This window comes from Mesorhizobium sp. RCAM 06353 (assembly GCF_059683585.1).
Window position 1 is genome coordinate 5,793,608 of the sequence record NZ_CM185031.1, and the last position, 13,788, is coordinate 5,807,395.

A 13,788-nucleotide genomic window follows, 5' to 3' on the forward strand; every position below is an offset into this window, starting at 1 on the left:
CTAATTGACGAAGTGGAACAGGCGCGAAGCGCGCATCAGCGACGGCCATTTCCAGATTTCGAGCGGGCTTGCCTTGCCGGCGATCGAGAAGAAAACGAGATTGGCGCGGCCAACCAGGTTCTCCGCGGGAACGTAACCGACGGTGAACCGGCTGTCGGCGGAATTATCCCGGTTGTCGCCCATCATGAAGTAGTGGCCGGGCGGCACGTCGAATTCGCGCGTGTTGTCGCCGATCGAATTCGGATTGAGGTCAAGCGTGTCGTAGCTGACGCCGTTGGGCAGGGTTTCCCGGTACACATCGATCGGCTGAGGCATTTCGGTGATATCGGGATTGTCGATCTGGCCGGTCTTCACGCGCGGCACGCCAACGCCATTGATGAACAGCTGGCCGTTCTTCATCTGGATCTTGTCGCCAGGCAGGCCGACCACGCGCTTGATGTAGTCGACGGACGGATCCGGCGGGAACTTGAACACCACGACGTCGCCGCGCTTGGGCTCGGAGCCCCAGATGCGGCCCGAGAAAATGTCAGGGCCGAAAGGCAGCGAATAGCGGGAGTAGCCGTAGGACCATTTGGTGACGAATAGATAGTCGCCTTCCAGAAGCGTCGGCCGCATCGATCCCGACGGGATCGAAAAGGGCTGGAACAACAGCGTACGGATGACCAGGGCGAGCAAAAGCGCCTGGACGATGACGCTGACGGTTTCGCCAAGCCCGCCGGATTTCTTCTGAGATTTTTCAGCCACGCTCATGTCGTCCTCGATTGTGCGTTGGATGGTATAGAGTCTCGGCGCGCGCTGGGCAACGTCAATGCCGGTCGTCAGATGCAATCAATGTGGCGCTTCTTCGACGGGCAACGCCTCGATGATCACAAAGGCTTGAGCAAGCGGAAAATCATCCGTGATGGTGAGGTGGATCGCCGCCCGATGGGCTTTCGGCAGGATTTTTTGCAGTCGTACCAGCGCGCCACCGGTCAGTGCCATGGTCGGCGCGCCGCTGGGCAGGTTGACGACGCCCATGTCGCGCCAGAACACGCCTTGCGCCAGACCGGTACCGAGCGCCTTGGCGCAGGCCTCCTTGGCGGCGAAGCGCTTGGCATAGGAGGCCGCGCGGGCGCGTCGGTTCTCAGAACGCGCCTGTTCGACCTCGGTGTAAATCCTCTGCACGAAACGCTGGCCGTGACGCTCAAGCGATTTCTCTATGCGCCTGATATCGATCAGGTCGCTGCCGATGCCGATGATCATTGTGCGGCAGAACCGACGCTTCCGCCGGGATGGGACGATTGCGCATGGCGCTGCGCGCGCTCGGCAAGGCGCTTGCGCCGCTGCTCGCGGAAGACAGTCATACCCCAGCGCGTGACACCGTAGAACAGAAGGCCGAACACCAGCCCGAGCGGCACCGCGCCGATCAGCATGGGTTCCAGCACGGGATGCCACAGTTTCGCGAAGGAAAGCGTGTGCAGCATCTCGCCCAGATGCGCCGGCGGACCATGCGCCGGCAGTCGGTCACGCAGGATGAGCTTGCCGGTTTCCCAGGATGCGCCCCACAGGATAGGAAAAGTCAGCGGATTGCCGAAGAAAACAGCGCCCAGAGCGGCCGCCACCAGATTGCCGGCGATCACCCAGCACAGGACGAAGGCAATGACGAAATGGAAACCGACGGGGAAGAACGAGGCGAAGACACCGGCGGCAACACCGGCGGCCACCGCATGCGGGGTGGCTTTCAACCGCAGGATGCGCTTGGACAAGTACTGAAGCGAGCGCGAAAACGAGCGGCGCGGCCAAAGGTAGGTACGCACCCGTTCGAGAAGGCCATCAGGCTTGCGGCGTCGAAAAAGCACTCTGTTCCCGTTCCACAACTCTCGCGCCGGCAATTTCCGCCGGTTATGAGATACATCATCTTGCGCTTAACGATCGCCCGATGGCAATCGCAACGTTGATATAGCGACGCGCTTGCGCAAGAACAACCGGACACCGTCTGAGCGGCGCGTGCTTGTTGCCCCACACTCGGGCCAAGCATTCTTTGGATCGAACATGGGACAATCGCGGCGAATTTATGAAAACGGGAGCCGCTTAGCCGAAAGGCCTAGCCTTGCTGTCCGCTAAGACCGATACTCGCTGACCTCGACCAAATTGCCGTCCGGGTCGCGGAAATAGACCGACATCATCCGACCTCGCACGCCGATACGTTCGACCGGTCCCAGTTCGAGCACAACGCCGCTGGCCTCGAGATGGGCACGGATTTCGTCGAGCGGCCGTTCGGTGATCAGGCAGAAATCGCCTGAACCCGGCGTCGGGGACTTCGCCTTCGGCTCGAAAGTACGGCGGACTTCGTGGACATTTATCTTCTGGCTGCCAAAAGCCAGCGCTGTCGGCCGGCCCGGCGTATCGACGCGCTCAAAGCCCAGCACGCGCTGGTAAAAGGCGCAGGTCGCTTCGAGCGACGCCACCGTCAACACGAAATGATCGATGCCGACGATCATTTCCAATTTGTCTTCATGCATGTCGTCACTCCAAAACCGCGGCACACTTTTGGGCGACATGCATGGTCAAATGTTGCGGCTGCCGGGCTTGATCGCTGGTAGTGCGGCTAGCTCCGGCGGCAGTCGGTCCGGCGGATAGGCTGGCACCTCGTATTCGGCGAGCGCGATCAGCGGCACGCCGACATGGGTCTTGCCGGCCGAACGGTCGATGATGCAGGCGGCGGCCACCACCTCGGCGCCAAGCTCGCGCAGGCAGTCGATGGTTTCGCGGATCGACAGGCCGGTGGTGACGATATCCTCGACGATGACGACACGGGCACCCCTGGCGATTTCGAAGCGGCGCAGGCGGAACTCGCCCCCTTCCCGCTCGACCCAGATCGCCGGCACGCCGAGATGGCGCGAGGTCTCGTAGGCCGGAATCAGGCCGCCGATCGCCGGGCCGACGATATAGTCGATCTTGCCCGGCACTGCGGCGCGGATCTTTGTCGCCAGCGCCTTGCACAGACGCTCGGTCTTGTCGGCGTGCATGAACACCCGTGCCTTCTGCAGGAAGACCGGGCTGCGCAGGCCCGACGTCAGGATGAAATGCCCCTCCAGAACAGCACCCGCATCGCGGAAAATGCCCAGCACTTCATCGGTATTCATCTGCGTCTATCCCCTCACAGATCAGCCGCGTCAGCCATTCACACGCCGTGCATCGCTGACGCTCGAATTGTCCTTGAGCTGCGACAGCAGCCGGTTGAGATGCTTCAGATCCCAGACTTCGAGATCGATCAGCATTTCGGTGAAGTCGGGTGCGGTGCGCACCATCGACAGCGTATGGATGTTGGCGTCGTTGGACGCAACGACCTGGGCGATATCGGCAAGCGATCCCGGCGCATTGATGGCGGTGACCGAGACACGCGCGGGAAAGCGTTCCTTGGTGCGTTCGTCAATGTCCCAGCGCACGTCGATCCATCGCTCGGGCTGGTCGTCGAAGGCCTGCAGCGCCGGCGACTGGATCGGATAGATGGTGATGCCGGTGCCTGGCTGGACGATGCCGACGATGCGGTCGCCCGGCACAGCGCCTTCCGGCGCGAAGCGCACCGGCAGGTCGCCGCGCACGCCACGGATCGGCACGGCACCGTCGCGCGGCTGGTCCTTGTCCTTGCGGGCGGCGCGACCTGGAATCTGGAACAGCATGCCTGCAGCATTGCGGATCTTCGACCAGCCCTCCTCGCGCGGCTTGGGCGCTGCCGACGTGACACGCTCGTCCTTGTAGTCGGGGAAGACCGCCTTCATGACGTCGGTAGAGGCCAGTTCGCCACGGCCGACCGACGCCAGCACATCCTCGATATCCTTGCGCGCCAGCCGGTGCAGCACCGGCTTCAGGCTTTCCTTGGTGAAGGTCTTGCCGGCCCGTTCGAAGGCGCGCTCCAGAATGCGCGCGCCGAGACCCGAATACTGCTTGCGGATGGCATTCTTGGTGGCGCGGCGGATGGCGGCGCGTGCCTTGCCGGTGACGACGACCGATTCCCACGCCGCCGGCGGCACCTGCGCCTTGGAGCGGATGATCTCGACCTCGTCGCCGTTCTTCAGTTCCGTCATCAGCGGCATGATGCGGCCATTGACCTTGGCGCCGACGCAGGTGTCGCCGACATCGGTGTGCACCGCATAGGCGAAGTCGATGGGCGTGGCGCCACGCGGCAAGGCAATCAGCATGCCTTTCGGCGTGAAGCAGAACACCTGGTCCTGGAACAGCTCCAGCTTGGTGTTTTCGAGGAAATCCTCGGGATTGTCACCTTCGGCCAACTGCTCGATGGTGCGCCGCAGCCAGGCATAGGCGTTGGTCTCCTTCGAGATCGCATGGCCGGCACCGTTCGTCTTGCCGCCGGTGTCCTTGTAGATCGAGTGCGCCGCGACGCCGTATTCGGCGATCTTGTTCATCTCGCGGGTGCGGATCTGCAGTTCGACGCGCTGGCGCGACGGCCCGACGATGGTGGTGTGGATCGAGCGGTAGTCGTTCTGCTTCGGCGTCGAGATGTAGTCCTTGAAGCGGCCTGGCACCATCGACCATGTCGTGTGGATGGCGCCGAGCGCGCGATAGCAGTCTTCGACGCTGTCGACGACGACGCGGAAGCCGAAAATGTCGGACAGTTGCTCGAAGGACAGCGCCTTGGCCTCCATCTTGCGGAACACCGACCAGGGCTTCTTCTGCCGGCTCTTCACGCCGGCGTTGATGGCATGCTTTTCAAACAGCGCCGACAACGCCTTTTCAATGTCGGTCAGCACGCCCTTGTTGCGCTCGAAAATCTCGGCAAGCCGCGCGGTGACCGCGCGATAGGCTTCCGGATTGATGAAGCGGAAAGCGATCTCTTCCAGCTCCTCGCGCATGCCTTGCATGCCCATGCGCCCGGCCAGCGGCGCATAGATGTCCATCGTCTCCTCGGCGATGCGCAGGCGCTTGGCCTCCGGCATGTGGTCGAGGGTGCGCATGTTGTGCAGGCGGTCGGCGAGCTTGACCAGCAGCACGCGCACATCTTCCGAGATCGCCAGCAACAGCTTGCGCAGGTTTTCCGCCTGCTCGGCTTTCTTGGAGACGAGGTCGAGCTTCTTCAGCTTGGTCAGGCCCTCGACCAGCTTGCCCATTTCGGGACCGAACAGATCGTCGATCTCGGCCCGCGTCGCCGTGGTGTCCTCGATGGTGTCGTGCAGCAAAGCGACGGCGATCGTCGCCTCGTCCATGTGCATTTCGGTGAGGATGGCGGCGACTTCAAGCGGATGCGAGAAATAGGGGTCGCCCGAAGCGCGCTTCTGGTGGCCATGCTTCTGCATGGCATAGACATAGGCCTTGTTGAGCAACGCCTCGTTGACGTCAGGCTTGTAGCGCTGGACGCGCTCGACAAGCTCATACTGACGCATCATGGGCGGAATCTCTCGGCGATGAAATGAAACATGCGCCGCACTGCTGTACGGCGCATGTCATAGATAGCCACGAAACTGCTGATACGGAAGTGCCCGAAACGTATTCCAGGCAGGTCCAGAGCGCTCGCTTAGTAGTCGTCGCTCTTTTCCGGCGGAACCAGCCCCTCGATGCCGGCGAGCAGGTCTTCCTCGGTCATCCGATCGAACGTGACATTTTCCTCTGCGTCATCAGTGTCGGCAGCCGCAACGGCGCCGCCGGTCTGATCGGCGATCACTTCGCCATCGGCTTCGGGCTCGTCGACCTCGACATGCTTCTGCAGCGAATGGATCAGATCTTCCTTGAGATCGTCGGGCGACAGCGTCTCGTCGGCGATCTCGCGCAAGGCGATGACCGGGTTCTTGTCGTTGTCGCGAGGAACGGTGATCTGCGCGCCCTGGCTGATCTGGCGAGCACGGTGGCCGGCCAAAAGCACCAGCTCGAAGCGGTTGTCGACCTTGTCGATGCAATCTTCAACGGTTACGCGGGCCATGGACTGCCCCTTTCATGCCTGGATTTGATGGAAAACAGGCGCGGTCCATAACCCGAACGCCGCCAAAATACAAGCATCATGCCAAAGTCGGCGCTGCAGGACACTCAATCGCGCGGTCAAACACCCGATTGAAGCAGAACGCCGTTGTGTCCATGGCGTTCGACGCTGCGATCACAATTGCTTGCATTGCCCCATCATGCCTTGGATTGCCACCAAACTGGCGTTATCTCGGATGGACAAGGTCAGCCGGTTTATTATGAGCCAGACCGATAGTCGCTACCGCATTTCGTTTAGACGGCCGCATTTTTCGAAAAGGAATATTTTCCATGTTCGACCCTCGTGAAAAAATCGCGCTGTTCATCGACGGCGCCAATCTCTACGCCACGTCGCGGGCGCTCGGCTTCGACATCGACTATCGCAAGCTGCTGTCGAGCTTCCAGAAGCGCGGCTACCTCTTGCGCGCCTATTATTACACGGCGCTGGTCGAGGATCAGGAATACTCCTCGATCCGCCCGCTGATCGACTGGCTCGACTATAACGGGTTCAAAGTGGTGACCAAGCCGGCCAAGGAATTCACAGACTCGACCGGCCGCCGCAAGATCAAGGGCAATATGGACATCGAACTCACCGTCGATGCGCTGGAGCTCGCCGATGTCGTCGACCACTATGTCATCTTCTCCGGCGATGGCGACTTCCGCACGCTGGTCGAGGCGCTGCAGCGGCGTGGCCGCAAAGTTTCGATCGTCTCGACCATGGCCTCGCAACCGCCGATGATTTCTGACGATCTGCGCCGCCAGGCCGACCATTTCATCGACCTGACGACGCTGAAAAGCGAAGTCGGCCGCGACCCCTCCGAACGGCCCGTGCGGCGGCCCGAGCCGGCCGAAGTCGACGAGGACGACTACTGAGGCCGGTCGCCTTGACCGCCGTTTCCGAACCGAACCGCGACTGCGCGCTCTGCCCGCGGCTGCATGATTTCATCGCCGAGTGGCGGCAGCGCGAGCCGTCCTGGTTCAACGCGCCGGTGCCGACCTTCCTGCCACTGGGCGGCGAGGACACCGTCCAGCTTCTGATCGTCGGACTGGCGCCCGGCCTGCGCGGCGCCAACCGCACCGGCCGCCCCTTCACCGGTGACTATGCCGGTGACCTGCTCTATTCCACGATGATTTCGCACGGCTTCGCGCGCGGCGAGTTCAAGGCGCGGCCCGATGACGGGCTGGAGCTTGTCGGTACGGCGATCACCAATGCGGTTCGCTGCGTGCCGCCGGAGAACAAGCCGGTCGGCGCCGAAATCTCCACCTGCCGCACATTCCTGGTGCCGACGATCGCCCGCTTCCCAAACCTGCGCGCCGTGCTGGCACTGGGGTCGATCGCGCACCAGTCGACGGTGCGCGCGCTGGGCGGGCGTGTCGCCGCCCACCCGTTCAAGCATGGCGGGCAATTGCCGGCCGGCGGCATCACGCTGTTTTCGAGCTACCACTGCTCGCGCTACAACACCAACACCGGCGTCTTGACGGAGGAGATGTTCGTCAATGTTTTTGGCCAGATAGAAGCTTTCCTGCAGAGCTAGATTGGGCTGGGCGACCCCGGATCAAAAGCCTTCGAGGACGATCTTGCCCTTGGCCTTGCCGGTCTCGATCAGGGCATGAGCGCGCTTCAGATTGGCGGCATTGATGGGACCGAAGGTTTCGCCCAACGTGGTGCGGATGGTGCCTTGATCGACAAGGCGTGACAGCTCGTTCAGATGCTCGCCCTGCGCGGCCATGTCCGGCGTCTCGAACAGCGAGCGGGTGAACATTAGTTCCCAGTGCACCGAAACGCTCTTACGCTTGAATGGATTGATATCGAGCGTCTGAGGGTCGTCGATCAAGCCGAACCGGCCCTGCGGTGCGATCAATTCGGCGATCTCGGCGAGGTGACGATCGGTGTTGGTTGTCGAGAACACAAAAGCTGGAGCGCCGATGGCGAGGGCTGCGACTTCGGCAGCCAACGGCTTGGAATGATCGATGACATGATGGGCGCCAAGCCCGAGCACCCAGTCGCGCGTCTCCGGCCTTGACGCGGTGGCGATCACCGTCAAATCGGTCAGCTGGCGTGCGAGCTGGACGGCAATCGAGCCGACGCCACCGGCGCCGCCGATGATCAGGATGGCATTCGCGGCGCCCACGACCGGTTTCTTCACGTCAATTCGGTCGAACAGTGCCTCAAAGGCGGTGATGGCCGTCAGCGGCAGCGCCGCAGCCTGCGCATAATCGAGCGAGCCGGGCTTGCGGCCGACAAGGCGCTCATCGACAAGGTGGAACTCGGCATTGGTGCCTTGCGGCGCGAGCGCACCGGAATAGAAGACATCCTCACCAGGCTCGAACAGGCTGGCATCCGGACCGGTCGCCGCGACCCGACCGGCGGCGTCCCAACCAAGCACCCGCCACGCTCCCGCTGCGGGTTTGGCACTTTTCCGGATTTTGGTGTCGACCGGATTGACCGAAATTGCCTTCACCTCGACCAGCAGTTGACGGCCTTTCGGCTCCGACTTGGGCAGGTCGATATCGACAAGGGAGGCCTCATCGGTGATGGGGGCTGGGATTTGATACCCGACGGCGCGCATTCTGGTCTCCGCGATTGCTGTTGAGCGTTGCCTGGGGCAGAAATGCGGATTATGTGCGCAAAGCGCAAGAATGCACATATAAAGCATATAGTGTCGAAAAGGATACCGTCATGCCGCGCATTCGCCATGAGCGTTTCGATTGCAGCCCAGGCTGCACCGTGGAGGGAACGCTCCGCTATATCGACGGAAAGTGGAAAGGCGTCGTGCTCTACCATCTGTTCGAGGGCACGCTGCGCTTCAACGAGATCCGCCGGCGCATTCCCAACTGCACGCAGCGCATGCTGACCAACCAGCTGCGCGAACTGGAAGCTGATGGGCTGATTGCCCGCAAGATTTATCCGGAAGTGCCGCCGAAGGTGGAATACAGCCTGACGCCGCGCGGCAGAAGTCTGGAGCCGGTGATCACAGCCTTGAAAGTGTGGGGCGATGCGAATGTGACGTTGGCGCCGCAGGTTTCGCAGGCAGCGGCTTGAAGCGGCGGCGGTAAGGACTGGCGGAGTTCACACCGGCAGCAGCCGGATCGTCAATATTTGCAACAGCATAGTCCGATTTGCGAAGAAACAGATTCGGACGTGCAGCCCTGACCGCTTCGGCCAAAGACCTCACTGCGCCGGCGCAAGGAGCGCCGCCAATCTGTCCTCCCCGCCCTGAAGGACGTTCAGGTCGACATCACCCGCGATACCGTCGACGCGCCCTCTGTTGTGATACTGCCAATAGATCCAGTCGTGGCGGTCCGGTTCCATGAGCAAGGAGCGGAGCCAGAGCGGGCGCGCGGCGATCTGCCCGGCATAGGTGGCCTCGGCCTCATCGGTCAGGTAGACGATTGCCGTCTTGCCGAACGCCGCCTCGACAGGTCCAAGGAAAGCCTGGAGTTCGGCATTCAACTGTTCGGGCGACGGACGCTGCGGACAATTGCCGCCGAACTCGACATCGACGACCGGCGGCAACAAGGGCTGATCATGCGGCACGACCGAGATGAAATTCTTTGCCTGGTCGGCGCCGGGCCGGCAGAAGGTGAAGAAATGATAGGCGCCGACAGCAAGGCCAGCCGCGCGAGCCTCACGCAGATTGGTGGCAAAGGCATCATCGACATGATCGCCGCCCTCGGTCGCCTTGATGACGGCGAAGGCGACATCGTCGGCGGCAACGCGCCGCCAGTCGATCTGGCCCTGATGATGGGAGACGTCGACGCCTCTGACCGGATATTTGCCACGGTCGGGAGAATAAGTGTGGAAGTAGACAAAGCCACCAGCCACGACCAGCGCTGCGAAAACCAGGCTCGCTGCCCCCCAAAGGACCAACCGTTTTTTCAAATCAGCAGCCCCATGAAATCAGCCGGCTTGCTGCACTGTCATTGCCAAGAATGGCAACTTGGTGTCACCCGCGCTCCTTCAAGAGCCGGCCCTTCTCGCGCGACCAGTCGCGCTGCTTCTCGGTCTCGCGCTTGTCGTGCAATTTCTTGCCGCGGCCGACAGCGAGCAGCAGCTTGGCACGGCCCTGATCGTTGAAATAGATCTTTAGCGGCACCAGCGTCATGCCTTCACGGTCGACGCTCTGCGACAGCTTGGCCATCTCGCGCTTGTTGAGCAGCAGCTTGCGCCGGCGGCGCGGCTCGTGGTTGAAGCGGTTGGCCTGCAGATATTCCGGCAGATAGGAGTTGATCAGCCAGATCTCGCCGCCTTCGACCGAGGCATAGCTGTCCTGGATGTTGGCCTGGCCCTGGCGCAGCGACTTGACCTCGGTGCCGGTCAGCACAAGGCCGGCCTCGACCGTGTCGAGCACCTCATAGGAAAACCGCGCCTTGCGATTTTCCGAAACAGTCTTGTTGTTGGGATCGGCTTTTCTGACTTGATTCATGATGTGGAGAGGTGGCGCCTCATCCTCAATTAATCAAGCCGGCGTGCTTCAATGCCGCGTCAAGCTTTAACGCAGTCGACTCCTCGACCGTGACAAGCGGCGACCGAAGCACGTTCTCGATCTTGCCGAGCTTCCAAAGCGCATACTTTGCGCCGGAAACGCCGGGTTCGAGAAAGATCGCCTTGTGCAGTGGCAGCAGGCGGTCCTGCAATTCCAGCGCCTTGGCGCTGTCACCGGACAGGGTCGCCTCCTGAAACTCCGCGCAGAGCCGCGGCGCGACGTTCGAAGTCACCGAAATAGCGCCGACGCCGCCATGCGCGTTGAAGCCGAGTGCCGAAGCGTCCTCGCCTGAAAGCTGGATGAAATCCTTGCCACATGTCATCCGTTGCTCGGAGACACGCTCGACCTTGCCGGTGGCATCCTTGACGCCGACGATGTTCTTGAAGTCGTGCGCCAGCCGGCCCATCGTCTCGGGCATCATGTCGATGACCGAGCGCGGCGGGATGTTGTAAATGATGATCGGCAGCTTGGTCGCCCTGGCGACGGCGGCGAAGTGCTCGTAGAGGCCGCGCTGTGTCGGCCTGTTGTAATAGGGTGTGACGACCAGGGCGGCATCCGCGCCGGCCTTCTCGGCATATTGTACAAGCCCGACCGCTTCTTCGGTATTGTTGGAGCCAGCACCGGCGACGACCGGGACGCGACCCTTGGCCACCTCGATGCAGACCTTGATGACATGGCGGTGCTCATCATGCGAAAGCGTCGGCGACTCGCCGGTCGTGCCCACCGGAACCAGACCAGTCGTGCCTTCCGCTAGCTGCCATTCGACAAACGCCCGAAAGGCTTTCTCGTCGAAACGCCCGCTCTTTTCGAACGGTGTCACGAGCGCAGTAAGCGAGCCTCTCAGCATGTCGTCCAACTCCTTGGGACTTGTTTGTTTATGCATGTCGTACTCCCCAAAACCGGTAACCACTTTTGGGCGACATGCAACTTTGTTTGTGCATGTCGTTGTCCCAAAACCGGTAACCACTTTTGGGCGACATGCATCGGTGTTTTGTCGATCAGTTTGTCGTGCGCGCCTTCTAACCGAAAGCGAAGCGGCGCACCATAGTCTCGACATGGTTGCGCGGCAAGCATTGCCATGGTGCCAGCAAGCGCAATTCGAACGGCCTCGATAACTCTTTGTTTACGAGCCCTTCACGACCTAAGTTTAGGCTTCGAGGCTTCTTCGCCTGCTGATAAAATGCTGGATTAGGGAAAGACACGAGATCATGCCGACCAGTCGGCCTCACCTCTTCGCGCTGCTTGGCGCCATTGCCGGGCTGATGCCCGGCGTGGCGATGAGCGGCAGCGTCGATGTGCGGGTCACCTCGGCGATTCCGATGCCGAGCCCGCAGGACAGTGCACAGCAGGCCCCCTCGCCCAGCGTCGCGCTGTTGAAGAGCGGGCTGGACGCTCTGGCGGCGGGCGATATCACGGGCGCCCGTGGCGTGCGCGATGCGCTTCCCGCTCAATCGCTCGACCAGCACATACTGGCCTGGGCGATCGCGCTTTATGGCGGCGACAAGGTTCCGAGCGGCGACATCGCCGCCGCCGCGAAGATGCTGCCTAACTGGCCGGGCACCGTTGCCCTGCGCAAGAACAGCGAACGCGCGCTCTATCGGGAAAACCCCGCCGCCGACATCGTCATTGCGGCGTTCGATGGCAGCCAGCCGCAGACATTCGAAGGCGTCATGGTTCTCGCCCGCGCCTATGTGGCGACCGGCAACGCCAAGGCGGCGCGCTCGGTGCTGTCTCCGTTCTGGCGCACCACGGTCCTGGAAACCAAGGACGAGACGGCGCTGATCAAGGAATTCGGTAGCCTGATCCCGGCCGCCGACCACCGTTTTCGCATGGACCGTATGTTCTATGCCGACCGGGTGAATTCCGCGCTGCGCGTTGCCGGCGTTGCCGGCGCCCAGCAGTTTGCCGAGGCCTGGGCCGCGGCCGACAGAGGCGACAAGAATGCGTTGAAACTGCTGAAGGCGGTGCCGGCACCCCAGCGTTCGGCGGGTTATTTCTTCGCGCAGGCGGAGTATCTGCGCAAGCAGGACGATTTTGCCGGTGCCGCGGCCGTCGTGATGAAGGCGCCGACGGATCGCGAGGCTCTGGTCGATCCGGACGCCTGGTGGGTCGAGCGCCGCGTGCTGTCGCGCGAACTGGTCGACCAGGGCGACATGAAGACGGCGTACAAGATTGTCGCCACGCACGCCGCCGAAAGTGCTGCCAATGCGGCCGAGGCCGAGTTCCACGCCGGCTGGTATGCGTTGCGCGGCCTGAACGACCCCAAGCTTGCCGCGACGCATTTTTCGCGCATCGCCGACCTCGCCCAGGGGCCGATGACGCTGTCGCGTGCCTATTACTGGCTCGGCCGCGCGGCGGAAGTCGGCGGCCCAGGCAATGCCAAGGACTATTTTGGGCGCGCCGCCGCCTACGGCACGACCTTTTACGGCCAGCTTGCCGCCGAACGCGTCGGCCGGCAGGCGCTCAACATCGTCTATCCCACGCCCAGTGCCGCTGACCGGCAGAATTTTGCCGGCCGCGAGGCCGTCAGCGCCATCAAGCGGCTGCAAGAGGCTGGCTATGACCGCTATGCCGAGACGCTCTATCGCGACCTTGCCGGCCAGTTGACCAGCCCGGGCGAACTGGCGCTGCTCGCTGTCCTTGCCGAAAAGCAGGACAACCACTTCATGGCGCTGAAAGTCGGCAAGATCGCCGGGGCACGCGGCATCGATGTCGGCGCGCTGTCGCACCCGCTCGGCGTCATCCCTGATACGGCCAACATTTCCGGCTCGGGCAAGGCACTGGCCTATGCAATTGCCCGCCAGGAGAGCGAATTCAACGTCGGTGCCGTATCAAGTGCCGGCGCGCGGGGGCTGCTGCAGCTGATGCCGGGAACCGCCAGGCAACTGGCGAAGAAGGCCGGATTGCAGTTTTCGCAGGCACGGCTGACCACCGACGCCGGCTATAATGCCACACTCGGTTCAGCCTTCCTTGGTGAGCAGCTCGACCGCTTCAACGGCTCCTATGTGCTGACCTTCGCCGGCTACAATGCCGGCCCCAATAGGGCCAGCCAGTGGGTGGCGAAATACGGCGACCCTCGCGGCAAGGACATCGATGCGGTGGTGGACTGGATCGAGCGGATTCCCTACACGGAAACAAGAAGTTACGTGCAGCGCGTGATGGAGAATTACGAGGTCTACAAGATGCGTATTTCCGGCAAATACGACATCGTCGGCGATCTCGTGAATGGACGCAGCTGAGGCTTCTTGTCCTTCTCCCCTTGCAGGAGAAGGTGGCCTCGCGAAGCGAGGTCGGATGAGGGTTGCTCCAGGAAACACCGACGTCTCATTCCGTCACTCACCCCTCATCCGTC

15 protein-coding genes are annotated in these 13,788 nt (G+C 62.2%); 4 read left to right on the top strand and 11 right to left on the bottom strand.

Going from position 1 to position 13,788, the window contains the following annotated elements; translation table 11 throughout:
* From lepB to rpoZ, 7 genes are all read right to left on the bottom strand, one after another.
* Nucleotides 1-750 (bottom strand): signal peptidase I, encoded by a 750-nt coding sequence (lepB, locus tag AC56QX_RS28240; RefSeq protein ID WP_027045285.1) that lies wholly within the window; start codon nt 748-750, stop codon nt 1-3.
* A 78-nt stretch (nt 751-828) separates the two neighbouring features.
* Nucleotides 829-1,242 carry a holo-ACP synthase gene (acpS, locus tag AC56QX_RS28245; RefSeq protein WP_497111759.1) on the bottom strand — a complete coding sequence of 138 codons (414 nt, stop codon included), beginning with the start codon at nt 1,240-1,242 and terminating at the stop codon, nt 829-831.
* Nucleotides 1,239-1,838 carry a DUF2062 domain-containing protein gene (locus tag AC56QX_RS28250; RefSeq protein WP_497111761.1) on the bottom strand — a complete coding sequence of 200 codons (600 nt, stop codon included), beginning with the start codon at nt 1,836-1,838 and terminating at the stop codon, nt 1,239-1,241. The genes acpS and AC56QX_RS28250 overlap by 4 nt, the downstream gene beginning before the upstream one ends.
* A gap of 261 nt (nt 1,839-2,099) precedes the next feature.
* The gene (locus AC56QX_RS28255) at nt 2,100-2,501 is read right to left on the bottom strand and encodes a VOC family protein (RefSeq protein WP_497111763.1); all 402 of its coding nucleotides are present in this window, start codon (nt 2,499-2,501) and stop codon (nt 2,100-2,102) included.
* A gap of 45 nt (nt 2,502-2,546) precedes the next feature.
* Nucleotides 2,547-3,125: an orotate phosphoribosyltransferase gene (gene pyrE / locus AC56QX_RS28260; RefSeq protein WP_497111764.1), complete on the bottom strand. Its 579-nt coding sequence runs from the start codon at nt 3,123-3,125 to the stop codon at nt 2,547-2,549.
* 30 nt (nt 3,126-3,155) lie between these two features.
* Nucleotides 3,156-5,384 (bottom strand): RelA/SpoT family protein, encoded by a 2,229-nt coding sequence (locus tag AC56QX_RS28265; protein WP_172230677.1) that lies wholly within the window; start codon nt 5,382-5,384, stop codon nt 3,156-3,158.
* Nucleotides 5,385-5,512: 128 nt separating this feature from the next.
* Entirely contained in the window at nt 5,513-5,914 is a 402-nt protein-coding gene (gene rpoZ, locus AC56QX_RS28270; protein ID WP_013896382.1) for a DNA-directed RNA polymerase subunit omega, read from the bottom strand.
* 326 nt (nt 5,915-6,240) lie between these two features.
* Between rpoZ and AC56QX_RS28275 the strand changes: the two genes are divergently transcribed.
* The gene (locus AC56QX_RS28275; protein WP_172230683.1) at nt 6,241-6,822 is read left to right on the top strand and encodes a LabA-like NYN domain-containing protein; all 582 of its coding nucleotides are present in this window, start codon (nt 6,241-6,243) and stop codon (nt 6,820-6,822) included.
* An 11-nt stretch (nt 6,823-6,833) separates the two neighbouring features.
* Entirely contained in the window at nt 6,834-7,484 is a 651-nt protein-coding gene (locus AC56QX_RS28280; RefSeq protein WP_497111765.1) for a uracil-DNA glycosylase, read from the top strand.
* Nucleotides 7,485-7,505: 21 nt separating this feature from the next.
* Here AC56QX_RS28280 and AC56QX_RS28285 read toward each other — a convergent pair whose 3' ends face one another.
* The gene (locus AC56QX_RS28285) at nt 7,506-8,519 is read right to left on the bottom strand and encodes a zinc-binding alcohol dehydrogenase family protein (RefSeq protein WP_497111766.1); all 1,014 of its coding nucleotides are present in this window, start codon (nt 8,517-8,519) and stop codon (nt 7,506-7,508) included.
* Between the two features lie 110 nt (nt 8,520-8,629).
* On the opposite strand from AC56QX_RS28285, the gene AC56QX_RS28290 reads away from it, so the two are divergent.
* Nucleotides 8,630-8,992, top strand: a complete 363-nt coding sequence (locus tag AC56QX_RS28290; RefSeq protein WP_027045275.1) for a winged helix-turn-helix transcriptional regulator — start codon at nt 8,630-8,632, stop codon at nt 8,990-8,992.
* 129 nt (nt 8,993-9,121) lie between these two features.
* Here the strand turns inward: AC56QX_RS28290 and AC56QX_RS28295 are convergent, their stop codons facing one another.
* The 3 genes from AC56QX_RS28295 to dapA all read right to left on the bottom strand — a co-directional run bounded on the left by AC56QX_RS28295 (nt 9,122) and on the right by dapA (nt 11,283).
* Complete coding sequence (locus AC56QX_RS28295) at nt 9,122-9,832, bottom strand: glycoside hydrolase family 25 protein (protein ID WP_497111768.1); 711 nt, start codon at nt 9,830-9,832, stop codon at nt 9,122-9,124.
* Nucleotides 9,833-9,896: 64 nt separating this feature from the next.
* Entirely contained in the window at nt 9,897-10,376 is a 480-nt protein-coding gene (smpB, locus tag AC56QX_RS28300) for an SsrA-binding protein SmpB (protein WP_172230692.1), read from the bottom strand.
* 25 nt (nt 10,377-10,401) lie between these two features.
* Nucleotides 10,402-11,283: a 4-hydroxy-tetrahydrodipicolinate synthase gene (dapA, locus tag AC56QX_RS28305; protein WP_497117932.1), complete on the bottom strand. Its 882-nt coding sequence runs from the start codon at nt 11,281-11,283 to the stop codon at nt 10,402-10,404.
* A gap of 361 nt (nt 11,284-11,644) precedes the next feature.
* Here dapA and AC56QX_RS28310 point away from each other — a divergent pair, with 361 nt between their 5' ends.
* Nucleotides 11,645-13,675, top strand: a complete 2,031-nt coding sequence (locus tag AC56QX_RS28310) for a lytic transglycosylase domain-containing protein (RefSeq protein ID WP_497111769.1) — start codon at nt 11,645-11,647, stop codon at nt 13,673-13,675.
* Nucleotides 13,676-13,788: the final 113 nt, after the last annotated feature.